The organism is Paraburkholderia sediminicola (genome assembly GCF_046027355.1).
Lineage (GTDB): Bacteria > Pseudomonadota > Gammaproteobacteria > Burkholderiales > Burkholderiaceae > Paraburkholderia > Paraburkholderia sediminicola_B.
Genome location: NZ_JAQQEK010000002.1, coordinates 161,575 through 183,581, shown reverse-complemented (window position 1 = coordinate 183,581; position 22,007 = coordinate 161,575). Strand labels below are relative to the sequence as shown.

Annotated in this window: 24 protein-coding genes; 13 read left to right on the top strand and 11 right to left on the bottom strand. The window is 61.2% G+C overall.

Going from position 1 to position 22,007, the window contains the following annotated elements:
• Window positions 1-77 precede the first annotated feature (77 nt).
• Window positions 78-449, top strand: a complete 372-nt coding sequence (locus PQR42_RS04085) for a LysR substrate-binding domain-containing protein (protein WP_408204962.1) — start codon at window positions 78-80, stop codon at window positions 447-449.
• Here the strand turns inward: PQR42_RS04085 and PQR42_RS04080 are convergent.
• Both PQR42_RS04080 and PQR42_RS04075 read right to left on the bottom strand, forming a co-directional pair.
• On the bottom strand, window positions 344-757 hold the full coding sequence (locus PQR42_RS04080; RefSeq protein ID WP_408204961.1) for a RidA family protein: 414 nt from the start codon (window positions 755-757) through the stop codon (window positions 344-346). The two genes, PQR42_RS04085 and PQR42_RS04080, sit on opposite strands and share 106 nt — an antisense overlap.
• Window positions 758-813: 56 nt before the next feature.
• Complete coding sequence (locus tag PQR42_RS04075; protein WP_408383017.1) at window positions 814-1,260, bottom strand: GNAT family N-acetyltransferase; 447 nt, start codon at window positions 1,258-1,260, stop codon at window positions 814-816.
• A 129-nt stretch (window positions 1,261-1,389) separates the two neighbouring features.
• Between PQR42_RS04075 and PQR42_RS04070 the strand changes: the two genes are divergently transcribed.
• Window positions 1,390-2,043 carry a helix-turn-helix domain-containing protein gene (locus PQR42_RS04070; RefSeq protein WP_408204960.1) on the top strand — a complete coding sequence of 218 codons (654 nt, stop codon included), beginning with the start codon at window positions 1,390-1,392 and terminating at the stop codon, window positions 2,041-2,043.
• A gap of 34 nt (window positions 2,044-2,077) precedes the next feature.
• Here the strand turns inward: PQR42_RS04070 and PQR42_RS04065 are convergent, their stop codons facing one another.
• The 7 genes from PQR42_RS04065 to PQR42_RS04035 form a co-directional block, all read right to left on the bottom strand.
• A complete protein-coding gene (locus PQR42_RS04065) occupies window positions 2,078-2,683 on the bottom strand; it encodes a hypothetical protein (RefSeq protein ID WP_408222358.1) in 606 nt (201 codons plus the stop codon).
• Between the two features lie 101 nt (window positions 2,684-2,784).
• Window positions 2,785-3,540 carry an amino acid ABC transporter ATP-binding protein gene (locus PQR42_RS04060; protein ID WP_408382613.1) on the bottom strand — a complete coding sequence of 252 codons (756 nt, stop codon included), beginning with the start codon at window positions 3,538-3,540 and terminating at the stop codon, window positions 2,785-2,787.
• A 29-nt stretch (window positions 3,541-3,569) separates the two neighbouring features.
• Window positions 3,570-4,190, bottom strand: coding sequence for a type 2 periplasmic-binding domain-containing protein (locus tag PQR42_RS04055; protein WP_408382611.1), 621 nt, complete (start codon window positions 4,188-4,190; stop codon window positions 3,570-3,572).
• A 60-nt stretch (window positions 4,191-4,250) separates the two neighbouring features.
• Window positions 4,251-5,018, bottom strand: a complete 768-nt coding sequence (locus PQR42_RS04050; protein ID WP_408382609.1) for an ABC transporter permease — start codon at window positions 5,016-5,018, stop codon at window positions 4,251-4,253.
• A 3-nt stretch (window positions 5,019-5,021) separates the two neighbouring features.
• Window positions 5,022-5,699: an ABC transporter permease gene (locus tag PQR42_RS04045; protein WP_408382607.1), complete on the bottom strand. Its 678-nt coding sequence runs from the start codon at window positions 5,697-5,699 to the stop codon at window positions 5,022-5,024.
• Window positions 5,700-5,712: 13 nt separating this feature from the next.
• Window positions 5,713-6,510 (bottom strand): transporter substrate-binding domain-containing protein, encoded by a 798-nt coding sequence (locus PQR42_RS04040; RefSeq protein WP_408382605.1) that lies wholly within the window; start codon window positions 6,508-6,510, stop codon window positions 5,713-5,715.
• A gap of 153 nt (window positions 6,511-6,663) precedes the next feature.
• Entirely contained in the window at window positions 6,664-7,902 is a 1,239-nt protein-coding gene (locus PQR42_RS04035; RefSeq protein ID WP_408382603.1) for a LysR family transcriptional regulator, read from the bottom strand.
• A 143-nt stretch (window positions 7,903-8,045) separates the two neighbouring features.
• Here PQR42_RS04035 and PQR42_RS04030 point away from each other — a divergent pair, with 143 nt between their 5' ends.
• From PQR42_RS04030 to PQR42_RS03990, 9 genes are all read left to right on the top strand, one after another.
• Window positions 8,046-8,897, top strand: a complete 852-nt coding sequence (locus PQR42_RS04030; RefSeq protein ID WP_408382601.1) for an amidohydrolase family protein — start codon at window positions 8,046-8,048, stop codon at window positions 8,895-8,897.
• 35 nt (window positions 8,898-8,932) lie between these two features.
• Complete coding sequence (locus PQR42_RS04025; protein ID WP_408382598.1) at window positions 8,933-9,844, top strand: substrate-binding domain-containing protein; 912 nt, start codon at window positions 8,933-8,935, stop codon at window positions 9,842-9,844.
• 68 nt (window positions 9,845-9,912) lie between these two features.
• Entirely contained in the window at window positions 9,913-11,271 is a 1,359-nt protein-coding gene (gene dctA / locus PQR42_RS04020; RefSeq protein ID WP_408493570.1) for a C4-dicarboxylate transporter DctA, read from the top strand.
• Between the two features lie 166 nt (window positions 11,272-11,437).
• On the top strand, window positions 11,438-12,478 hold the full coding sequence (locus PQR42_RS04015) for a porin (RefSeq protein WP_408382594.1): 1,041 nt from the start codon (window positions 11,438-11,440) through the stop codon (window positions 12,476-12,478).
• 64 nt (window positions 12,479-12,542) lie between these two features.
• A complete protein-coding gene (locus PQR42_RS04010; RefSeq protein ID WP_408382592.1) occupies window positions 12,543-13,568 on the top strand; it encodes an amidohydrolase family protein in 1,026 nt (341 codons plus the stop codon).
• 2 nt (window positions 13,569-13,570) lie between these two features.
• Window positions 13,571-14,254 carry a 4-carboxy-4-hydroxy-2-oxoadipate aldolase/oxaloacetate decarboxylase gene (gene ligK / locus PQR42_RS04005; RefSeq protein ID WP_408382590.1) on the top strand — a complete coding sequence of 228 codons (684 nt, stop codon included), beginning with the start codon at window positions 13,571-13,573 and terminating at the stop codon, window positions 14,252-14,254.
• Between the two features lie 88 nt (window positions 14,255-14,342).
• Complete coding sequence (locus PQR42_RS04000; protein WP_408382589.1) at window positions 14,343-16,280, top strand: thiamine pyrophosphate-binding protein; 1,938 nt, start codon at window positions 14,343-14,345, stop codon at window positions 16,278-16,280.
• Between the two features lie 11 nt (window positions 16,281-16,291).
• On the top strand, window positions 16,292-16,978 hold the full coding sequence (locus tag PQR42_RS03995; protein ID WP_408382587.1) for a c-type cytochrome: 687 nt from the start codon (window positions 16,292-16,294) through the stop codon (window positions 16,976-16,978).
• A 160-nt stretch (window positions 16,979-17,138) separates the two neighbouring features.
• Window positions 17,139-17,762: a LysE family translocator gene (locus PQR42_RS03990; protein WP_408204944.1), complete on the top strand. Its 624-nt coding sequence runs from the start codon at window positions 17,139-17,141 to the stop codon at window positions 17,760-17,762.
• A 9-nt stretch (window positions 17,763-17,771) separates the two neighbouring features.
• Here PQR42_RS03990 and PQR42_RS03985 read toward each other — a convergent pair whose 3' ends face one another.
• Window positions 17,772-19,187 (bottom strand): aminotransferase-like domain-containing protein, encoded by a 1,416-nt coding sequence (locus tag PQR42_RS03985; protein WP_408204943.1) that lies wholly within the window; start codon window positions 19,185-19,187, stop codon window positions 17,772-17,774.
• A 242-nt stretch (window positions 19,188-19,429) separates the two neighbouring features.
• Between PQR42_RS03985 and aptA the strand changes: the two genes are divergently transcribed.
• Window positions 19,430-20,758: an omega-aminotransferase AptA gene (gene aptA / locus PQR42_RS03980; RefSeq protein ID WP_408204942.1), complete on the top strand. Its 1,329-nt coding sequence runs from the start codon at window positions 19,430-19,432 to the stop codon at window positions 20,756-20,758.
• Window positions 20,759-20,916: 158 nt separating this feature from the next.
• Here the strand turns inward: aptA and PQR42_RS03975 are convergent, their stop codons facing one another.
• A complete protein-coding gene (locus PQR42_RS03975; protein ID WP_408204941.1) occupies window positions 20,917-21,435 on the bottom strand; it encodes a DUF6496 domain-containing protein in 519 nt (172 codons plus the stop codon).
• Window positions 21,436-21,720: 285 nt separating this feature from the next.
• Here PQR42_RS03975 and PQR42_RS03970 point away from each other — a divergent pair, with 285 nt between their 5' ends.
• Window positions 21,721-21,972, top strand: coding sequence for a hypothetical protein (locus PQR42_RS03970; RefSeq protein ID WP_007178046.1), 252 nt, complete (start codon window positions 21,721-21,723; stop codon window positions 21,970-21,972).
• Window positions 21,973-22,007 lie beyond the last annotated feature (35 nt).

Sequence of the window (22,007 nt, the reverse complement as noted above, 5' to 3'; positions counted from 1 at the left end):
TTTGGGGATAACGGCGTGAGCGCCGATCGCTGACGTCGGGCTCCGTTCACGGATTGCGCAGATGCATAACGGCAGGCGTGAGCGATTCTTTAGACAAAGATGGGTGGTGCGCGGACGGCTGGCGGAGGTTTCCATCAATTCACGTAGATCTTCGGGAACTGACTTCTACTGAACAGATTGAGAGTCTTCGCGCACGCAGGATTGCCCTTGGAATCGCATGGCTGCCACCGAACAACGCGGCGGCCATGGAGGTGCGCGCCGTTCAAGTGGAGCGATTTGTCGCTGTGCTGCCGAAGGAACCCGCCTTTACAACCCGGCAAAAATGCGCCGCAAGACTTCGGCGTTATTTCCTCAGCGCCGCGACCATCTTGACTTCGACTAACAACTCGGGCCGCGCCAGCGATGCCACACCAAGTATCGTCCATGCAGGAAAGTCGGAGCGGATGTAACGCTCCTTCACGGCCCTGAAATCACCGAGCTGTGACGCGATATCCACGTGATACGAAACCAGTTCGACGAGGTCGGTGAAGTCGAGACCAAGATTCTGAAGAATGACTTCGGCACGCTTGAACGCCAAATCGATTTGCTCTTCAGCCGACACCGGAATGCTCCCGTCCGCTCGCAGCCCGACCTGCCCTGCAATGAAGACCAGACCGTTCGCCGATACGGCAGGCGAATACTGGAAAAGGTCGAAAATCTTGTTGCTGCCGAACGTTGCATCGTTTTCTGGCAATCGCAGGCGCTCGATCTTGCTCATTTTTAACCTCAGCGAAATTCGTATTCTGGTGCTGCCAATTGGCGTGACGGACAGCATCACAAGTCAAGACGCAACCGTGGTCCAACCTCGACAAAACCCGCGGACAGATAGAACGCAAGCGTCCGGGCCCAACGAGGCTGGACAGGAGCGCCCGCGTCGAGTCGCTTCCATCCGCGTTCCTTGCCGAACCTCGCGGCCTCGCGAACCAGCGCCGCGGCTAATCCACCTGACCGGCATTCGGGACGGACGTATAGCTCGGTAATCTGTCCGAAGGCCCCTCCCGCATATATTGCCATTGCTTCTGTCATCAGAAGTACGCCCACCGGACTATCACCTTCGAGCGCCAGATATCCGAAGCAGCGACTCGTTTGGGCCAGAACGGTTTCAGCGATAGACACTCGGTCCGCGGGTTCGAGTTCGCCATGGTGAAGCTCCACGAGAAGCTCATCCACAAGGTGCGCAACGGAACGTGCATCTGTCGGTGCAACAGGGCGAATACGCATCAAGGCAATCTCCTTTGCTATCTCGCGCGGTGCCGCCAAAAAGCGGCTGACTTGACACTCATGCGCGGCAATGCCTCATATAATGGCAACAAGTAGTCATCTTTGAACTGCTCCTTCATTGAAGGCACCATGCCAAAAACTCAGAGTCAGTCACCCGCTGAAGAATCTCCGGACATCGAGGTAGCAGAGAAGCAGACGGACCCTGCAGTGGAGAAAGTGTCCCGTGCTTTGGCTGCACAGATTCATGCTTTCCGAACCTCCGCGGGAATCGCTTCGGGCACCCTCGCGAAAATGGCCGGCATTTCCCATTCGATGCTCTCAAGAATCGAAAAAGGAACAGCTACTCCATCGATAGAAACGCTTACGCGGCTGGCCAATGCTTTAGGCAAACCCGTGTCGCGTTTTTTCGTCGATCAGAGTGAACGCCACGACTGCTCGTTCGTACCCGCGGGACAAGGCGTGACTGTCGACAGGGAAGGTTCGTCGTACGGCCACATCTATCGGCTCGTTGGCCACGTATTGTCCGGGAATCTTTCCGTTGAGCCGTACGTCGTTACGCTCGACGAAAAGTCCCAGCCTTGGTCAACCCACCAGACAACGGGTATTCAGTTCCTTCACGTACTCGAAGGCAAGATGAAATACCGATACGCCAATCGGCTCTACGACCTGAAACCCGGTGACAGCCTGCTGTTCGACCCGAATGCGGCGCATGGTCCGGAAGAAATTGAAAGCGTACCGGTCAGGTTTCTCGCAGTGTTCTTCAACATCCGCGAATACAGCTAGAAAAGAGAGGCCATGCCCTCTCGCGTGTATCGTTTTATCGTTGCGACCGCTGCAGCTCTGCGAATTGCTTTGCCACCGCGCTTTCCCGACTGGCGACAATCTCTCCCGCTCCAACGCGCTCCCGGCCGTAGACAATCCAGGCGTCATCGGGCGAACCGATAGTGGCATCCACTCGCAGCGTCTCCGGTTGCGAATCGAAATAGTATCGATAGACCAGCGCGGAATCGCATTCTCCTTTCATCAGTCGTTCGAAAGCCACCGGAATCGAGACTGCGGGAATCAGTCTGGAATATGCGCCGAGGTCTGCGTAGTCATCGGTTGCAGGAGAAACCAGCGAGATGGTTTCCGGCTTGCCGACGTCCTTACGCGTGAGAATCGCCAATGTCTGACTCGGCGAGATGAAGGTGTCGACAACGAACCGCTCGCGGAAGTTACTGCCCATCACTCGCGGAGTATCCGGATGAACCGCACACTGAATGAGATAGTCGATTTCGTCGGCGTCGAACGCCGCTAGTGCGTCGTCGAAATTATCAAAGAGTTTGACTTCGGCCTCAAGTCCGTGGAATTCAATGTAACGACGAGTCACATACTCGTGGTTCGTTCCGGATGGACCGAGGGTGCCAAATCTGATTGTGGCCATGCTTTACTCCTGAAGATCTGCGGGATACCGTTTTACTGTGGGCGAAGCGTCTCGATCTCTTTGAGGAATTCGAGTTCGCGCGCATGGTCAACATGGCGTATTCATTTGTGAATCATCTGACTGAGGAATCTCCTTGCTCGCTCAGTCCGCGGCGCATCAAAGAAATGAGCCGGCTCGTTGTCTTCCACGATTTCTCCCTGATCCATGAACAGAATGCGGTCGGCCACCGCCCTGGCGAATCCCATTTCGTGGGTGACGCAAAGCATGGTCATGCCGTCTTGCGCGAGCAGCGTCAGCGTGTCGAGCACCTCCCTGACCATTTCCGGGTCGAGCGCCGACGTCGGTTCATCGAGCAGCATGATGGTCGGCGACATGCAAAGCGCTCTTGCGATAGCCACCCGCTGCTGTTGACCGCCGGAAAGCTGAGAGGGGTATTTCGCGGCATGACTCGCCACGCGAACGCGTTCGAGCATTTCAAGGGCCCGTGCTTCGGCCTCCTTCCGCTTCAGACCGCGAACACGCATGGGAGCCAATGTGCAGTTTGCCAACACCGTCATGTGAGGGAACAGATTGAAATGCTGAAACACCATGCCGACATCGGCACGTACCATGCGTACGTGTTTCACATTGTCGGTGAGCTCGATTCCGTCGACGTGAACATCTCCCGAATCATGCCTTTCCAGCCGGTTCACGCAGCGAATCAGTGTCGATTTTCCGGAGCCGGACGGTCCGCACAGAACAATCTTTTCACCTCGCCGGACATTCAGCGAAATAGAATTGAGTACATTGAACTCGCCAAAACTCTTTGAAAGTCCGTTGATAGATATCGCGAATTCGTTGTTCGGGATCGTGTTCATAGCGAAAGTCCTGTGCATATTCGTGCGACTCAGGTGTCGAGCCGCGTGAGTGTCTGAGCGTGGAATGCCTGAGCCGCCGGGCTCTCCTTCCAGGCGACAACCTGCCCGTCGGACAGCCGCTCACGGCCATAGACAATCCAGGGGTCGTCGACCGTACCGATCTGCTCGTCGATTCTGAAGCGGGTGGGATTCTCGGTAGCAAGGGACGAGTACGTCAGACCGCTCTCGTATTTGCCTGAGAGGAGTCCATTCGCAACCGAGGCTGTCGACGTCTCCGGAATGAGCGTGAGTCCATCCGTGTTGACATAGTCCCGCGTGGCCGGCTGAAGTGCGAGCGTGCGCGGTGTGTCGACGTCGACGCGGGTCACCACGGCCATGTCCTTGCTGGAAGAGACGAAGGCATCGATGACGAAAAGTTGTTTACGGTACTTCGCAACGATGTCAGCCGTCGAAGGATGGACTGCAACCTGCACGATATAGTCGGCCTCGCCGTCGATCACCATTCGTGCTGCCTCGTCAAAGCTCAACACCAGAGCCATCGACGCCCGCCCTTCAAGACCGTGATGTTGAATGTATCGGGCAGTCACGAACTCGTGATTGCTACCACTTGGTCCAAGTGTCAGAAAGCGAAGCAATTTGTGTTTCTCCATTGACTTTGCATAAGGGACTCGGGAGCATGAGCCCACCTATAAAAATGCGCTACAAGAGGACTAGGTCGCGTGAGCGTCGCCAGAATCTGAAGACTTCAGCATCGCGGTTTGCTTAGCCTTTCCAGGGTTGACGACGTTGACGTCCTTCCCCGTTCTGCGTGCAATGTTCAACTCGAGAATCCGGAACGCGTGCGAGAGGACAAACGTCATTGCGAGATAAATCATTCCAGCGGCGACAAAAATCTCATAGGGCGCGTAGGTCTCACTAACCAGCAGCTTCGACGTTCCCGTCAATTCCATGATGGTTACGGTCGATGCCAGCGACGTCGCTTTCAGGTTCAGAATCGTTTCGTTCGCATACGCGGGGATGGCAATACGAATGGCAATCGGCGCCTTGATGCGAGTGAGTATGGAAGCTCGACTCAATCCGAGTGCCTCGGCAGCTTCCACAATGCCTTTCGGTACGGCAGACAGTGCTCCCATCAGAATGCGCGCCGTGTACGCGCCCGAGTTCAGCCCCAAGGCAATCACCGCGCAGGTGAATGGGTCACGCAAGAGCGGCCAGACGACGGAATGTCGAATAAAAGAGAACTGCCCGAATCCGTAGTAGAGAAAGAACAATTGCACGAGCGCCGGCGTGCCGCGGAATGCGCCGATGTAAAACTTGACGCTGCCGCTCAGAACCCTGGACGAACTCAATCCCACCAGCGCCGCGGGCACACCCACAATGAGACCGACGACCACGATGGCGACGAACAACTCGAGCGTGATGGGCAACGCAGCCAGCAGACGCGGAAAGCTCGAAATGAGCAATGAGAAGTCAAACATGCGTCACCTCGCCAATGCGGTCGACGTCTTGCGACGAACCGTGCTAAAAACGTTTGTCAAAGCGAAGCTGAGGACAAAGTACAGCACGCCGGCAACCAGGTAGAAGAAAAACGGGCGATTCGTTGCCTCGACGGCGAAGCCTGTTCGTCGCATCAGGTCTTCCAATCCGACCAGCGAGACAAGCGCAGTTTCTTTCAGCAATACGGTCAACTGATTCCCGAAAGCAGGTACAGCGAGGCGCCACGCCTGCGGTGCAATGACATGCACGAAGCCCCCTGCGCCCGTCAATCCCAGCGCTGCGGACGCTTCAAATTGGCCGCGCGGAACTTCCAGGATTGCGCCCCGGAAGATCTCCGTCGCATAGGCGCCGAACACCAGTCCCAGCGACACGGCACCCGCACCGAACGCATTGATTTCAATAGGCCGGCCCAGGACATGAGAAAGAGTCGCGCTGCCGCCGTAGTACACAAGGAAAATGACCAGCAGGTCCGGCACACCGCGTATGGTGGTCGTGTATGCCCCGGCGAACTGCCTGAGAACCCGCACCGGAGACAGCTTCGCAGCCGCCATCAGAATCCCGATTACCGAGCCGATTGCTGTGGCCGCGAGCGCGACCAGCAGCGTCGTCAGGGCCCCAAGCAGAATGAGTCCGCCATAACCGTTCAGAGTAAAGCTGACCATGCTGGCTCCCGCATTACATCAGAGAGAAAGGGAAATACTTCTTTCTGATCTGGTCGTAGGTTCCGTTCGCCATGATTGCGGCCAACGCTGCGTTGATACGATTGCAGAGTTCGGTATCGTCGAGGCGAACTGCAATGGCGTTGCCGTCCCCGAGTACGCCGCCTTTGAATTCAGGTCCGATAAAGGCGAAGTCCTTCGAGTCAGGCCGTTTGAAGAAGTCGGAATAGAACGTCGCCTTGTTGCCGATGATGAGGTCGACACGACCCGCGACGAGGTCCAGTTCCGGCTGACGGGTGTCGTCATACAGCACGAGTGACGCCGCCTTGTCGTAACCGTTGGCGACGAGCCACTGGTGCTGGGAGGCGCCGCGTTGAACGCCGATGCGCTTGCCCTTCAGTGCCGCGGGCGAGACGTCCTTGATCCCGCTGTCTTTTGCCGCGATAAAACTCGACGTGGTGTCCTTGTACTTGTTGGTGAACAGAACCTGTTTGCGTCGCGCGGGTGTCGTCGACATCGACGCAACGATGGCGTCATATCGATTGGCCTGAAGACCAGGAATGATGCCGTCCCACGCTTGCGCAACGATCTGGCATTTCAGCTTCATCTGCGCGCAAAGGGCATTCGCAATGTCCACGTCGAAGCCCTGAAGCTGACCGGAGGCGTCCTTGAAGCTCCACGGCGGATAGGTGCCCTCCGTTGCGACTCTCAGCGTGTCGCCGGCCGAAAAGGCGGGCGCCGACATGACCAGTGCCGCGCCCGTCAGGGCGCTGATGACCAATCCTCGAAAACGTCGAAACAGGGTGTGTGACATGGCAACTCTCTCGTCGCGATTGCTGCGCCCCGGGTAATCCGTCGCATTAGAGGTAAAGGTAGTCGGTCGTTAATTTAACGTCAATATTTTAATTTTATGCAAATTCCCTAATCGGGTTTACCCCTTGAGCGCCGTTCGCGCGGCAGCCGGGCGTCACGGCTCGTAGTGGGATTCGGCCGCGCATTCTCCGCGCAGAACCTCGACGAATGCCTGCTGCACAGCCGTGCCCAGCCAGTCGGTGCGCACGGTATAGCCGACCGCCCGGCTTGCCTCGGGCATCTCCAGTTCCAGCGCGACCAGCTCGCGCCCCGGATAGGCGTCGCGAATCTGCGCACGCGATAGCAGCGTGATGCAATCGCTTTCCATCAGCATGGCGAGCATCATCGCGAGCGAACTGGTCTCGAGCACCAGAGGCGGCTTGACCGGCAACTGCCCGAAAATCGAATCGATTACCGCGCGTCGCGGCACGTTGCGCTGAGGCATGACCCAGTCGTAGTCGGCGAGATCGAGAAGCCCGACAGTTTTCCGCCTGGCCAGTCGATGCCCCTTGCGCACGGCCACGACGTAAGGATCGGCAAACAGTTCGGTCTCCTGCACGGACCCCGTGAGGCGAGGCTCGCGCAATCCGCCGACGATGATGTCGATCGTGCCGCTGCGCAGTTCATGCAGCAAAAGCGCGTGGGAACCCTCTTCGACCGTGACGCGCGCAGCGGGATAGCGCTCGCGCAGCCGTTGAATGGCGCGCGCGACGAGGCGTGGCGGCAGCAGCGGCAAGACGCCGATCGCCACCTTCCCGGTGAGCTGCCCACGGGCGTACGCCAGATCTTCCCCTGCCTGCGCGATCTCGTAGAGCGCAAGACTCAGACAGCGCGCGAACTCGATCCCCGCGGCGTTCGCCGACACGCTGTGCACACGCCGCCGGTAAAGCGACACGCCGACGTTCTGCTCGATTTGCCGCGCGGCCCGATGCACCGCCGGCTGCGAGACGCCCAGTGACAGCGCGGCCTCCGCCGCGGATCCCGCGTTGGCGATGGCGATATGACAACGCACCTGCGCGTCGGTCAGACGCCGGCAAATCTTCGCCGCGTTCGCCGCCGATTGGCCGCTCAGGCTCGTCACGGCACGCTCTATCTGATCGAGCATGCGGCGCACGCGCCGTTGCAGGATCGCGCCCTCGCCCGTCAATTCGCTGCCGCCGAAACCGCGCTCGAACAGTTGGCCGCCAAAGCTCGCTTCCAGCTTGCTGATGGCGACGCTCACCGCCGGCTGCGTGCGCCCCGCGCGGACCGCCGCCTGCCCGATTCCACCGGCTTCGCACACCGCATCGAACAGGAAGAGACGCCTCAACCGCGCCAGATCGTCATCCGACGATGCATGTTCGATAGCCTGCATCGACCCTCCAGACCGGCTATGTGAAAACCCTTAGCTTAACGTAAATTTATGTGCTGGGCCTCACTTCATATTGAGGACTTCAGCTACATCGCGCTTACAGTAACGCTCATTCCATTAGAAAGTTTTCAGTCAGGAGCGCCTTCATGTCCGTCGTCATCGACACGCACACTCACGCAATTTCCCCGGATAAACAACGTTATCCACTCGCGCCGGTCGGCGGCCATCAGTCGGAGTGGTCGGCGAAGCGCCCTGTCAGTTTCGAAGGTCTGCTCGCGTCGATGGACGAGGCCGGCATCGACCGCGCGGTGGTGGTGCAAGCTTCGACGGTGTATGGCAACGACAATAGTTATGTGGTGGAAGCGGTGCGCAGCCATGCGGATCGTTTCGCGGGCGTGTTTTCGATCGATGTACTGGCAAGCGATGCCGTCACGCAGATGCAGCGCTGGCTCGACGCGGGTCTCTCGGGTCTGCGCCTTTTCACGACGGGCAGCACGATGCCCGGCCAGGCGGGCTGGCTCGACGACGAGCGCTCGTTCCCGGTATGGGAATACGCGCAGCGACACAACGTGTCGATCTGCCTGCAGATGACCGCGCAAGGCATTCCCGCGCTCGTGAACATGCTCTCGCGCTTTCCGGACATCCGGGTCCTGCTCGATCACCTCGCACGTCCCGAACTCGCTGGCGGCCCGCCGTACGAAGCAGCGGCCCCCCTCTTCAGTCTCGCATCGCATCAGGGTGTGTTCCTGAAGCTCACGAATCGCACGATCGTCGAAGCTTCGCGTGGCGCCTCGACGCCCGCCGCGTTCTTCCCGCGCGTGCTCGACGCATTCGGCGCACATCGCATTGCGTGGGGCTCGAACTTCCCGGCTGCCGAAGGCGCGCTGCCGCAGCTGCTCGCCGAAGCCCGCGAGAGTCTGTCGATGCTGCCTGCCGACGCGCGCGAAGCGATCTTTGGTGGTACCGCGTATGCGGTTTATCCGGCGCTCGCCGCTTGATTTCTTCACCTCGAACGAAACAGGAAAACCCGATTGTGAGCCCCCCCACGCAACCGCTGCGCCTGAAGACCGCGCTGAAAACCTACCCGCACACGCGGGCACTGAAAGCCGGCGAGCTGACCGACCCGGCCGTCGAGTTGCTGTTCGAGGACGTCGAGCCGATTCATCGTGCGTTCGCGCCGATGGCGCGCCGTCAGGCGTACGACGTCAGCGAACTGGCGATCGTCACGTATCTGCAAGCGAAGGCCTACGGCAAGCCGGTCGTGCTCTTGCCCACTGTCGTGGCCGCGCGCTTTCAGCAAGGCTGCATTATTTATAATGCGGAGCGGGGCAAACTCGATGTCGGCAGTCTCGCGGGCAAGAAGGTCGGCGTGCGCGCCTACTCGCAGACCACCGGCATGTGGGTGCGCGCCATTCTCGGGCAAACCTACGGCGTGCCGCTCGAACAGATCGAATGGGTGACAATCGAAGGCGCGCATCTGGAAGAGTATGCCGATCCGGCTTTCGCGCACCGCGCCGCCTCCGGCAAGCAGCTACTGCCGATGCTTCGCGCGGGCGAGATCGACGCCGCCATTCTCGGCAACGATCTGCCGGACGAGCCCGAATTCAAACCGCTGATCGACAATGCGGCCGCCGCTGACCGCGAGTGGTACACGCTTCATCATTACGTGCCGATCAATCACGTCGTGGTGGTGACGAAAGCGCTGGCCGATTCGAACCCGCAAGCCGTGCGTGCCGTGTACGACCTGCTGAGCCGCGGCAAGGCATTGGCCGCCGCGGAAAACGCCAACAAGCCGGACAAGCTGCTATTCGGCTATGACGCACTGCGCGGGCCGCTTGAAGAAACCCTTGCGTTCTGCGAGCAGCAGCGACTGCTGCCACGCAAGCTGAGCGTCGACGAGATCTTCGCCGACAGCCTCGACATTCTGGGCGACGCCGCACGCTGACACAGATTTCATCCGTTTCACGATTTTTGAGCGAACCCGAGTTCGCCGCAGTTTGTTAAGGAGACACCATGAGCTTGCCCGGCAAGTCCACCGCCGCGAAACCCAAGGAACGGCAGCCGTTCTATCTCGACCTGTCCTTCCAGGTGCTGGCCGGCATGGCGCTAGGTATCGCCACGGGTTACTTCTTTCCGAAGTTCGGCATCAATCTGCAGCCCGTCGGCGACGCCTTTATCCGCATCATCCAGATGCTGATCGGCCCGATCATTTTTTGCACCGTATGCAGCGGCATCGCGGGCGTCAACGACTTCAAGAAAGTCGGCCGCGTGGCGATCAAGGCGCTCTTCTACTTTGAAGTGGTGACCTCGCTCGCACTGGTGCTGGGCCTCGTGGTCATCAATGTGCTCAAGCCCGGCGTCGGCATGAACGTGGACATGCACAGCGTGCACTCCGCCGCCGTCGATACCTACGTCGCCAACGCGCATCATGTCGTCACGACAAGCGAATTCCTGCTGAATGTGATTCCGCACACGGCGATCAGCGCGTTCGCCGGCGGCGACGTGCTGCAGATGCTGTTCTTCTCGGTACTGTTCGCATTCGGGCTCGCCGCAATCGGCGAGCGTGCGCAGCCGGCGTTGAACCTGATCGACTCGGTGTCGGGCTCGCTGTTCTGGATCATCGGCCTGACGATGAAAATCGCGCCGCTCGCCGCGTTCGGCGCGATCGCCTTCACGGTCAGCAAGTTTGGCTTCGGCACGCTGATCTCGCTCGGCAAACTCGTGCTCGAGTTCTATCTGACCTGCGCGCTGTTCTTCTTGCTGATTCTCTGGCCGATCGCGAAAGTCAACGGCTTCAGTCTGCTGCGTTTGATGCGCTACATCGGCGCGGAGTTGTTGCTGGTGATCGGAACGAGTTCATCGGAGACGGTCTTCCCGCAACTGATCGACAAACTCGAGCGGCTCGGCTGCGAAAAATCGGTGGTCGGTCTGGTCCTGCCGACGGCGTACTCGTTCAATCACGACGGCACATGCCTGTATTTCGCCGCAGCCGCCGTGTTCCTCGCCCAAGCCACCAACACGCCGATGAACTGGCACGATCAGCTGGTACTGCTCGCTGTCTTGCTGCTCACGTCGAAGGGCGCGGCAGGTGTGTCCGGTGCGGCGATTGCCGTGCTGGCAGCGACCCTCGCCGCATCGAACACCATTCCGGTCGAATCTATCGCCCTGATTCTCGGCATTCACAAGGCCATGTCCAGCGGATTCGTGTTCACCAACATCGTCGGCAATAGCGTGGCGACCATCGTGGTGGCGAACTGGGAGAAGGCACTCGACCGCGTCGCGCTACGCCGTGAACTGAAAACCGGCTTCAAACCGGTTCCGCCCTCCCCCGGGCGCCTCAATCAGACGAGCAGCGGTCAGGCGGGCAACTAGCCACGTATGACCGTAAGGCCGGCGGCACCGACAGTGAGTTCCGCCGGCCCGATGAAATTGAAAACAAAATCTGAAAACAGAAGTTTTATTTAGTCATACGAATCATATGGTGCGGCCCTGCCATTGCTAGCCGTTCCACACAACGACATTAGATCGGAGACATATTATGAAAAAAGAGGTTTGGAGAACCATTGGGGTTGGACTGTCGGCAGCGGCCTGCACGCTCGGCGCAATGTCCGCACATGCGCAATCGAGCGTCGAGATATACGGTACGGCGGACGGCGGCGTGCGTTACCAGACGAACGCCGCAAAAGGTGGTGGCACAGTGGTGACGATGAATTCGAACGGCTACTACAGTTCGAACAAACTCGGCTTCCTGGGAAAAGAAGACCTGGGTGGTGGCTGGAACGCGCACTTCCGGCTCGAGAGCGGCTTCAACCTTGGCAACGGGCAGTTCGACAACACCACTGGCACGGAATTCAACCGGCAGTCGTTCGTCGGCATCGGAAATACGAAGTATGGGTCGCTCGACCTCGGCCGCCAGTACACGATCTCGCATGACATCATCAGTATCTACGATCCATTCGGTTTCCACTTCACGCCGATTCTTCCGTTGACCACCGCCTCGGACGGCACGCGCAACAACAACGCCGTCAAGTACAAGAACGTCTTCGGGCCTTTGCTGTTCGAAGTGGACAACTCGTTCGGCGGCGTCGCGGGAAATTTCGCCAGCGGCGCGACCCGCTCGGTCGGCATGAGTTATAACGCGGGTCCGGTTGACCTCGGCGGCGTATACGGGCATCGCAACATACTGACTGGTACGACCTACGTCGGCGACAGCTATTACATGGCCGGCGCCGCCTACAGAATCGGCCCGGTGCGGGTGTCGGGCGGCTTCATGTCCGAGGACCTGCAGAATCCGGCCGCACCGCATCAGGTGACCAACAACGCCTTCGGCGGCATTTCCTGGACCATCAGGCCGGACATTGTTTTCGACGGCGGCTACTACCAGACCACCGTGTCGAACGACAAGGCCAGCCGCCGCGGCCTGTCGATCATTTCGCTCGCCTATCTGCTGTCCAAGCGCACCACGCTCTACGGCGAAGTCGATTACACGTCGTACAAGCACGCGGTGGTCAGCACGCTAAATCCATCCGGCGCGTCGAGCCAGACGGCCGTCACCGTCGGCATCGACGTGCTGTTCTAGTACGTCGGACTCACATCCCGATGCGCGTGATCGATGCACGCGCCGAATTTCCCAGGAGCCAACCATGATCATCGACATCCACGGGCACTACACGACCGCGCCCAAAGCGCTGGAGACCTGGCGCAACCGCCAGATCGCGGCGATCGGCCAGCCTTCGGACAGACCCAAGCCTTCCGAGCTGAAGATCAGCGACGACGAACTGCGCGACTCGATCGAGACCAACCAGCTGCGACTGATGCGCGAACGCGGGCTCGATCTCACCGTGTTCAGTCCGCGCGCGAGCTTCATGGCGCATCACATCGGCGACTTCGCGGTGTCGAGCACCTGGGCGGCGATCTGCAACGAGTTGTGCTATCGCGTGAGCCAGCTGTTTCCGCAACATTTCATTCCCGCGGCGATGCTGCCGCAGAGTCCGGGCGTGGATACGGCGAGCTGCATTCCCGAACTGGTGAAATGCGTCGAAGAGTACGGCAACGTCGCGATCAACCTGAATCCCGATCCGTCCGGCGGACACTGGACCAGTCCACCGCTTTCCGACCGCTATTGGTATCCCATCTACGAGAAGATGGTCGAGTACGACATTCCGGCAATGATTCATGTGAGTACGAGTTGCAACGCGTGTTTCCATACGACCGGCGCGCACTACCTGAACGCCGATACGACTGCTTTCATGCAGTGCCTGACGTCGGACCTGTTCCATGATTTCCCCACGCTGCGTTTTGTGATTCCGCATGGCGGCGGCGCGGTGCCGTATCACTGGGGTCGTTTCCGCGGTCTCGCGCAGGAGATGAAAAAGCCGCCACTGGAAGAGCACCTCCTCAACAACGTGTTCTTCGACACCTGCGTGTATCACCAGCCCGGCATCAATCTGCTTACCGAAGTGATTCCCGTCGACAACATCCTGTTCGCGAGCGAGATGATCGGCGCGGTGCGCGGTATCGATCCGTACACGCAGCACTATTTCGACGATACGAAACGCTACATCGAAGCCGCCGACATGCACCCCGAACAGCGCTTCAAGATTTACGAAGGTAATGCACGCCGCGTCTATCCGCGTCTGGATGCCGCCCTCACCGCGCAAGGACGTTGATCATGTACGAACTCGGAGTCGTTTATCGCAACATCACGCGCGCGCACAGCCGCGTCGCGGACGCACTCGGCGCGCTCGGCAGCGCTACCGTGCATGAAGCAATGGGCCGCACCGGTCTGCTCAAGCCGTATATGCGGCCGATCTATGCCGGTGCGAATGCATCGGGCACGGCCGTCACCGTGTTATTGCACCCTGGCGACAACTGGATGCTGCATGTGGCCGCCGAACAGATTCAACCCGGCGACCTGGTGGTCGCCGCCATCACGGCCGATTGCACCGACGGTTACTTCGGCGATCTGCTCGCCACCAGCTTCAAGGCGCGCGGCGCACGCGGACTGGTGATCGATGCGGGCGTACGCGACGTCAGCGTGCTCGCCGAAATGAACTTCCCCGTGTGGAGCAAGGCGATCTCGTCGAAAGGCACGATCAAGGCGACGTTAGGTTCGGTCAACGTGCCGGTGGTCTGCGCGGGCGCGCTCGTCACGCCTGGCGACGTCATCGTCGCGGATCAGGATGGCGTGGTCGTCGTGCCGCAAGCGATGGCGGCGCGCACGCTCGAGAACGCGAGCGCGCGCGAGGCGAACGAAGCGCAGAAGCGCGCGAAGCTCGCCGCGGGCGTGTTGGGGCTGGACATGTACCAGATGCGTGAGCCGTTGGCGAAGCTGGGGCTGCGTTATATCGACTGACAGGCGTCCGTGTTCGACGCAGCGTCGGTGGCGCCGCGCACGCTACGCGCATGAGCCGGCTTCATGAATAGAAAAAGGAAACAGAAACATGACTGGCCGACGTAAGTTTCTGAAAGAGGCGCTTGTCACCGGCACGGCTGCCGTGCTCGCAACACCGAACACCGGCGCCGCACAACCTGCTGCCGGCAAGGAACCGGCAGTGGGCAGACCGTCCCAGGCGCTGGTCGCGTCCGAGACGCTGGCGCCGTCGCTAGACGAAGCGCCCGCTACCGACGCGGCGCATATCGGCAATCCCGGCTCGGACTTCATGGTCGATCTGCTGCGGATCGCCGGCATCGACTATGTCGCCGCGATGCCCGGCTCGACCTTTCGCGGCATTCACGAATCGATCGTCAACTACGCCGGCGATACGCATCCGCAACTGATCGTCTGCACGCACGAAGAAGCGTCGGCTGCCATTGCGCATGGCTACGCCAAAGTCGCGGGCAAGCCGATGGCCTGTCTCGTCCATAGCACGGTCGGTCTGCAGCACGCCTCGATGGCAATCTACAACGCGTGGTGCGACCGCGTGCCGATGATGGTGCTGGCAGGCAACATTGCGGACGCCGCCAAACGCCGCCCCGGCGTGGAGTGGTATCACACGGCCCAGGACCTTGGCGCGCTCGTGCGCGATTATACGAAGTGGGACGACTACCCCGTGTCGCTTCAGCATTACGCCGAGTCGTTCATGCGCGCTTACACCATGTCGGTCACCCCGCCAATGGAGCCCGTGCTGATTGTCGCGGATGCCGAACTCCAGGAGCAGCCGATTGCCGATCCGCGCGATATCCGCGTGCCCCCGCTCCGCGAAGCGACGCCGCCCGTTGGCAGCCCCGATGCGCTGGCGGCGGCAGCCTCTTTGATATGCGACGCAAAGGCGCCGGTCATCGTGGCCGATCGGGCCGTCAGGACGCAGACGGCGATGGACACGCTGGTCAAGCTCGCGGAGTCGCTCAATGCGCCCGTCATCGATCTGCTCGGGCGCATGAACTTCCCGACCAACCACTACCTCAACCACTCTTCGCTGCAGGCGCGGCTGCTCGAACAGGCGGACGTCATTCTGGCGCTGGAAGTCGGCGATGTATGGGGACTGACGGGAAGCGTGCCCGATACCATCAGCCGCCCGTCGAAGCCGCGCGCAAACAGCGACGTCAAGGTCATCAGCCTCTCCACGGCCTACCTGTACGGCAAGTCGAACATGCAGGACGCCGAGCGATATTTCGCCGCCACGCTGCCCATTGCCGGCGATGGGGAGGCGTCGCTGCCCGGACTGCTGCATGCCGTGCTCACGGCGATGACGCCGGCGCAACGCGACGCTGCTCGCGCACGCAAAGAGCCGATGCGGCAGGCGTTTGAAAGGATGCGAAATAACGCACGCGAAGCCGCGACGCGGGCATGGGATGGCAGCCCCATCAGCACCGCGCGACTGTGCCAGGAAGTCTGGAACGCCATCCGCCATGAGGACTGGGCGCTGGTGTCTCCGCCCAACCCGATCAGCATGTGGCCGCAGCGGCTGTGGGACTTCACGAAGACCTATCAGTTCATCGGTTCCGGGGGCGGCTATGGCGTCGGCTACGGCGCGCCCGCCGCGGTAGGCGCCGCCCTCGCGCATCGTGACGCCGGCCGCATAGCGGTCAACATTCAGACCGACGGTGATCTGATGGTGCTTCCGGGCGCGCTTTGGACCGCTGCCCATCATCGCTTGCCGCTGCTGACGGTGATGCACAACAACCGGGCGTGGCATCAGGAGACCATGCACATCCAGCGCATGGCGAGCCGCAGAGACCGGCATCCTGAACGCGGAACGATCGGCACGGTGCTTCACGATCCACCGATCGATTATGCGGCGATGGCGAAAAGCATGGGCATGTGGGCGGAAGGTCCGATATCGCAGCCGGCCGATCTCGGACCGGCACTCGCGCGTGCAATGGCGCAGGTTAGAAGCGGCAAGCCTGCGCTGGTGGATGTGCTGACTCAACCCAGGTAACGGAACCGTCGATGAAAGCTCATGCTGGTTCAACCGTCCGCGCTGCCCGGGTCTTTGCAGCGGCTATCGTCTGTGCATGGCCGATCCTGTCACATGCCGGCACGGATACCGATATCGAGGCCGGACGCACCCTCTACATGCAGAAAGGCTGCTACGAATGCCACGGCATATTCGGGCAGGGCAGTGTCACGACCGGACCGGCTCTGGCACCCCACCCCATACCGCTCCCGGCGATGCAAGCGTATGTGCGCAATCCCAAAGGCCAGATGCCGATCTTCAGCGAGAAAATTCTCTCGGATGACGATATCTCACGCATTCACGCGTATCTCGCTTCGCTGCCCCCGAGTCCGCCGGCCGACAGTATTGCGCTGTTGAACAACGGTATGCCGTCAGCAAGCGCACCGGCCAACGGTCCGTCGGTTCCGCGGACCTCCATGCCGGCTGCGCACGGCGCATCGATCTATGCCGCACATTGCGCGGCATGCCATGGGCAAAACGGCGAAGGCGGAGTGGGTCCGCCACTGATCGGCATTTCGAGCCGCTATCAGACAGCCGATATCGAAGCGCGCATCCGGGAACCGTCGGGCATCATGCCGAGGTTGTTTCCCAAACCTCTGAACGCCGAGGATGTTCAGGACGTGGCGCATTATGTCGCGTCCTTGAATGGGCTTACTCCGACATCCCGCCGCGATCGATAAAGTCACTGCTACGTTCATCTCATGGCGATCCCCAGTCCGCCGCACGCAGGCAATCCACCGCCACCCGTACCGGACACCATCTCATAAACCGTATCGGTACTGTACCGGCAACGCTCGCTAGAATGCTCCAATGTCCTTCCGACCGACACCGGAGCTTTCCATGTCTTATCTCAGTCTCAGCGCGCTGCCCGCCGGCATCCTGTTCGCGCTCGTCACCACCATCACACCCGGTCCGAACAACACGATGCTGCTGGCCTCGGGGGTCAATTTCGGGTTCCGTCGCACGTTGCCGCATCTGTCCGGCATCAGCGCGGGCGTCGTGCTGTTGATGCTGTCGGTCGGGATCGGTCTGGGCGAAGCCTTCGTGCATTTCCCCGTGCTGTACACGGTGCTCGAAGTCGCGAGCGTCGCGTATCTGCTGTACCTCGCATGGAAGATCGGCACCTCGGGCGAATTGAAGGTGAAAAAAGGCGAGCGCCGGCCCATGAAGTTCTACGAAGCGATCGCCTTCCAGTGGGTCAATCCGAAGGCATGGATGATGGTGCTGACCGCCGCCACGACGATCCATCTCAGCGAGAGCTACAGCATGAACGCAATCGCCATGGCGGTGATCTTCTACGTGATCGGCTTTCCGTGCATCTGCCTGTGGGCGGGTTTCGGCACCGCCATGCGGCAGGTGCTGTCGGATCCGAAGCGGCTGCGCGTCTTCAATGTGGCGATGGCTTTATTGCTGGTGCTGTCGCTGTATCCCATCGCGCTGAAGCTGATCGGGCAGTCTGCCTGAACGCGGTTGCTACAGCGAGCCCTGCCCCACCCGCTCGATGAACCGCCACAACGCATCATCCGTCGAATACGGTGCGTTGAAGCGGAACCAGGCACTTGGGGCATCATCGGGACGGAAGTAGGAGCCCGGCGCGAGCCAGATACCGTGAGTAAGCGCGGCCGTCGCCACTTCGCCGGCGCGCTCCGCTTCGATCGGCAAGCGCGCCCACAGGAACAGCCCGGCGCGCGGCCGGTGAAACAGTTCGAGACCGAGTGAATCGAGCCGTTCTTCGACGGTGGCATGCGCGAGCTTGAGACGCTCGTTGACGGCTTCCACGTGACGCGCGTAGCGCCCCTCCAGCAATACCTTGTCGACGATCCGCTCGATCGCCTCCGACGACGTCAACCCCACCGCCATTTTCGTGCGCGCCAATTCGCGCAGCACCGCGCGCTCGGCGACCACGTAGCCGCAGCGCAGCCCCGGCGTCACCGTCTTCGAAAAGCCACCGACGTACAGCACGCGCTGCAAGCCTTCCATCGCCGCGAACAGCGGCGCGCCGGTCGGCGCGAGTTCGCGACTCACATCGTCTTCGATCACCCACATGCGCTGACGCTCGGCGATCTGCAGCAGGCGGAACGCCGCCGACATGCCGAAGGTCGCGCCGGTCGGATTCTGCAGCGTCGTGTTGACGAAGATCGCCTTCGGCTTGTGCTCGGCGACCAGCGCTTCGAGCACGTCCGTATCGACGCCCGCCGGCGTGCGCGGCACGCCATGCACCACCAGGCCGGCCAGTTTGAGGATCTGCAGCAGATTGCAATAGCCGGGATCTTCGACGATCACGGCATCCCCCGCGCGCAGCAAGGTGCGCACGATCAGATCCAGCCCCTGCGTCGCGCCCTGTGTGAGTAGGATGTTGGACACATCGACCGGCAGGCCGCGCCGGTCGAGTTGTTCGGCGATCCGCTCGCGCAACGGCGCGAATCCGTACGGATGCCCGTAATCGCCGAGGCGCGCCGCCGGCACCCGGCTCATGGCCCGCAGCGCGTGCTGCAAACCGGTCTCGTTGATCCACTCGTTCGGCAGCCAGCCGCCGCCTGCCTTGATCGGCACCGAATGGTCGGCGAACACGTCGGACAGGAGCCAGGTCGCGGTGATACTCGGCGGCTGCCAGTCGGTGGCGGCGACCCGCGCGGACTGCGAGCGCGCCGCCACGCGATAGCCGGAGCCGCGCCGCGCGACCACGAGGCCCATCGACACCAGCCGGTTGTACGCCTCCGTGACCGTGAAGGTGCTCAGGTCGTGGCTTTGCGCCAGTTGCCGCACCGACGGCAGCAGCGCGCCCGCGCGCAACGATTGCCCTTCGATGGCGCGCGCGAAGCCTTGCACCACCTGCTCGACAAGCGTGGGAGCGGCGCGCCGGTCGCGCTCGAGTTGTAGTTCGATCATGGTCAGGACGAAAAAGCAGGCCGCGCAGGGCGGCTGAGCGTATGAGTACGTGCGAAATGTGGCGCCGGCGAGCTTGCCGACCCGCTACGGCAAGCATCGACACAGTTGGTGCAAATCCACCAACACAGTTAGCGCCACACTGCGTCAACTGTTTATGCCGCCATTAAACCGCGAACGCTACAGTTTCGCCATGCCCCGAAGGAAGTCCTTTTGGGGGACTACTTCGATTCAAGGAGATATTCATGACTTCGCGCCCCGTCATCGACGATCTGTCGTCTTTCTGGATGCCCTTTACCGCCAACCGCCAGTTCAAGGCCGCGCCGCGCCTGCTGGAATCGGCCAAGGGCATGTACTACCGCAGCACGGACGGGCGTGAAGTGCTCGACGGTTGCGCGGGTCTATGGTGCGTGAACGCCGGTCACGGCCGCGAGGAAATCGTCGCGGCAATCACCCAGCAACTCTCCACGCTCGACTTCGCGCCGACCTTCCAGATGGGCCACCCGCTCGCCTTCGAAGCGGCCACGAAAGTTGCGGAACTGATGCCGGAAGGCCTCGACCGCATCTTCTTCACGAACTCGGGCTCGGAATCGGTCGATACCGCGCTGAAAATCGCGCTGGCGTACCACCGTTCGCGCGGCGAAGGCCAGCGTACGCGCCTGATCGGCCGCGAGCGCGGCTATCACGGCGTGGGCTTCGGCGGCATCTCGGTCGGCGGCATCGCACCGAACCGTAAGACCTTCTCGGGCGCGCTGCTGCCGGCGGTCGATCATCTGCCGCACACGCATAACCTCGAACACAACGCGTTCTCGAAAGGCCAGCCGGCGTGGGGCGCGCACCTCGCCGAGGAACTCGAGCGCATCGTCACACTGCACGACGCGTCGACCATCGCCGCGGTGATCGTCGAACCGGTGGCCGGCTCGACGGGCGTGCTGATTCCGCCGCAAGGCTATCTGCAAAAGCTGCGCGAGATCTGCACGAAGCACGGCATCCTGCTGATTTTCGACGAAGTGATCACCGCTTTCGGCCGCGTCGGCAAGGCCACGGCGAGCGAGTACTTCGGCGTGACGCCGGACCTGATCACGATGGCGAAGGCCATCAACAATGCCGCGATCCCGATGGGCGCGGTGGCCGCGAGCCGCACGATCCACGACAGCATCGTGAACAGCGGCGCGCAAGGCGCAATCGAACTGTTCCACGGCTACACGTATTCGGCCCACCCGGCCGCGACGGCTGCCGCAGTCGCCACGCTGGACCTGTATAAGCGCGAAGGTCTGTTCGAACGCGCCGCGACGCTCGCGCCGACGTTCGAAGCCGCCGCCCATTCGCTGCGCGGCGCGAAGCACGTGAAGGACGTGCGCAACTTGGGCATGATTGCCGGCGTGGAACTCGAATCGCGCGACGGCGCGCCGGGTGCACGGGCTTATGAAGCCTTCGTCAAATGCTTCGAGGCGGGCGTGCTGGTGCGCTTCACGGGCGATATTCTCGCGTTCTCGCCGCCGCTCATCATCGACGAAGAGCAGATCGCGCACCTCTTCAAGACCGTGGGCGACGTGCTGGCTACGGTGCAGTAATCAACTCGCGATAAGCAGCAGCAAGAAGGCGGCGCGTTATTTGCGCCGCCTTTTTTTTCGAGCGCGGTATGTGCCTTACACGCTCAAACAACGCACGCCGAGGGTGGCGGCATCGCGCAACGCAGCGCGGCCGCCGTGCCGCGCGACTGCAGCGAAGCTCAGTGGTGCGTACGCGAAGCGCGCGTATGAGCGGCTTTCTTCGCAGCCGCCGAACGGCCTGCGGCGCCCTTCGTCGCGGCCGCCTTCTTCGCCGCAGCGGAACGGCTGGCGGCCGGGCGTTTGGCCGCGGCGGTTTTGGTCTGCTTCGACAGCGCCGCGCGCGATGCGCCCGCGCTGCCCTCACGCTTCAACGCATTGGTAGCGGCGCGTGAACGCTTCGCTGTCGACTCCGTGCTCTTTTTCGTGGTGCTCTTGTGCTGGCCCGCGGCGTTATCCGTCGCGGCTTTCTTGCGGGTGGCCTCGCTTGCCGTGCCCTTCTTCGGCGACTTCACGGCGACGCCCGCGCGGCGCGCTTCTGAAAGGCCAATCGCGATCGCCTGCTTGGCCGACCTGACGCCGTGCTTGCCGGCACGCACCTTGTCGACCTGTTCCTTGACGAATTCACCTGCTTGGGTGCTCGATGCTTTGCCGGCGCGTTTGTCGGCGCGAGCACGTTCGACGGTTTTCTTTTCAGGCATGACGGTTCTCCAGTTGGCTGTGGCCTATGTCATGCAGCAACGGCTGTGCCGCGCAGCGTTGCGCGAGTGAATCGGGGCGAAAATGCCGTCTACCGCGAATGTTCGGCGTCCTGACGTGGCGCAAGGAATGACCTATCCGCGCAACAAGCTTCGATAAAAATTCGACGATCGCGCTGAATCAATGCAGAACTTCAGGAAACAGGCAACGGGACTCGCGCCGCTCATCTGGACGGCGTATGGTGTTGGTAAGGGTCGGCGTGTGGTCCGGCCCGACGGGAGACGTCCATGAAGATACCTACCGTACGTGCCGGCGCGCATATCGAAGGCGTGCACTGGATCGCCGAGTACGCCGAAGACGTTCATGAGATTCGCGTCTTTCGCGAAGGCCAGGAAGTGGATGTGCACAACGCGCCTTCCACTCTGTTCGGCGACGAGGAGAATGCGGGCTCCAAAAGCACCGCGGATCATCGCGCGGTCGAAGCCGCCGTGCTGGCTTATCTGAAACGATTCGTGATCGAGCACGACGCAGAGGAGTAGTCCTCCGCTTATCGCCGTGCTTTGCCGTGCGGCGG

Bases quoted from the DNA above. Each gene is read 5' to 3' on its own strand.
- PQR42_RS04010 (WP_408382592.1), top strand. From the start codon at position 12,543: ATGATCATCGACATCCACGGGCACTACACGACCGCGCCCAAAGCGCTG.
- PQR42_RS04040 (WP_408382605.1), bottom strand. From the start codon at position 6,510: ATGTCACACACCCTGTTTCGACGTTTTCGAGGATTGGTCATCAGCGCC.
- PQR42_RS03995 (WP_408382587.1), top strand. From the start codon at position 16,292: ATGAAAGCTCATGCTGGTTCAACCGTCCGCGCTGCCCGGGTCTTTGCA.
- dctA (WP_408493570.1), top strand. From the start codon at position 9,913: ATGAGCTTGCCCGGCAAGTCCACCGCCGCGAAACCCAAGGAACGGCAG.
- PQR42_RS03990 (WP_408204944.1), top strand. From the start codon at position 17,139: ATGTCTTATCTCAGTCTCAGCGCGCTGCCCGCCGGCATCCTGTTCGCG.
- PQR42_RS04035 (WP_408382603.1), bottom strand. From the start codon at position 7,902: ATGCAGGCTATCGAACATGCATCGTCGGATGACGATCTGGCGCGGTTG.
- ligK (WP_408382590.1), top strand. From the start codon at position 13,571: ATGTACGAACTCGGAGTCGTTTATCGCAACATCACGCGCGCGCACAGC.
- PQR42_RS03985 (WP_408204943.1), bottom strand. From the start codon at position 19,187: ATGATCGAACTACAACTCGAGCGCGACCGGCGCGCCGCTCCCACGCTT.
- PQR42_RS04015 (WP_408382594.1), top strand. From the start codon at position 11,438: ATGAAAAAAGAGGTTTGGAGAACCATTGGGGTTGGACTGTCGGCAGCG.
- PQR42_RS04060 (WP_408382613.1), bottom strand. From the start codon at position 3,540: ATGAACACGATCCCGAACAACGAATTCGCGATATCTATCAACGGACTT.
- PQR42_RS04080 (WP_408204961.1), bottom strand. From the start codon at position 757: ATGAGCAAGATCGAGCGCCTGCGATTGCCAGAAAACGATGCAACGTTC.
- PQR42_RS04050 (WP_408382609.1), bottom strand. From the start codon at position 5,018: ATGTTTGACTTCTCATTGCTCATTTCGAGCTTTCCGCGTCTGCTGGCT.
- PQR42_RS03970 (WP_007178046.1), top strand. From the start codon at position 21,721: ATGAAGATACCTACCGTACGTGCCGGCGCGCATATCGAAGGCGTGCAC.
- PQR42_RS04055 (WP_408382611.1), bottom strand. From the start codon at position 4,190: ATGGAGAAACACAAATTGCTTCGCTTTCTGACACTTGGACCAAGTGGT.
- PQR42_RS04000 (WP_408382589.1), top strand. From the start codon at position 14,343: ATGACTGGCCGACGTAAGTTTCTGAAAGAGGCGCTTGTCACCGGCACG.
- PQR42_RS04030 (WP_408382601.1), top strand. From the start codon at position 8,046: ATGTCCGTCGTCATCGACACGCACACTCACGCAATTTCCCCGGATAAA.
- PQR42_RS04070 (WP_408204960.1), top strand. From the start codon at position 1,390: ATGCCAAAAACTCAGAGTCAGTCACCCGCTGAAGAATCTCCGGACATC.
- PQR42_RS04065 (WP_408222358.1), bottom strand. From the start codon at position 2,683: ATGGCCACAATCAGATTTGGCACCCTCGGTCCATCCGGAACGAACCAC.
- PQR42_RS04045 (WP_408382607.1), bottom strand. From the start codon at position 5,699: ATGGTCAGCTTTACTCTGAACGGTTATGGCGGACTCATTCTGCTTGGG.
- PQR42_RS03975 (WP_408204941.1), bottom strand. From the start codon at position 21,435: ATGCCTGAAAAGAAAACCGTCGAACGTGCTCGCGCCGACAAACGCGCC.
- aptA (WP_408204942.1), top strand. From the start codon at position 19,430: ATGACTTCGCGCCCCGTCATCGACGATCTGTCGTCTTTCTGGATGCCC.
- PQR42_RS04075 (WP_408383017.1), bottom strand. From the start codon at position 1,260: ATGCGTATTCGCCCTGTTGCACCGACAGATGCACGTTCCGTTGCGCAC.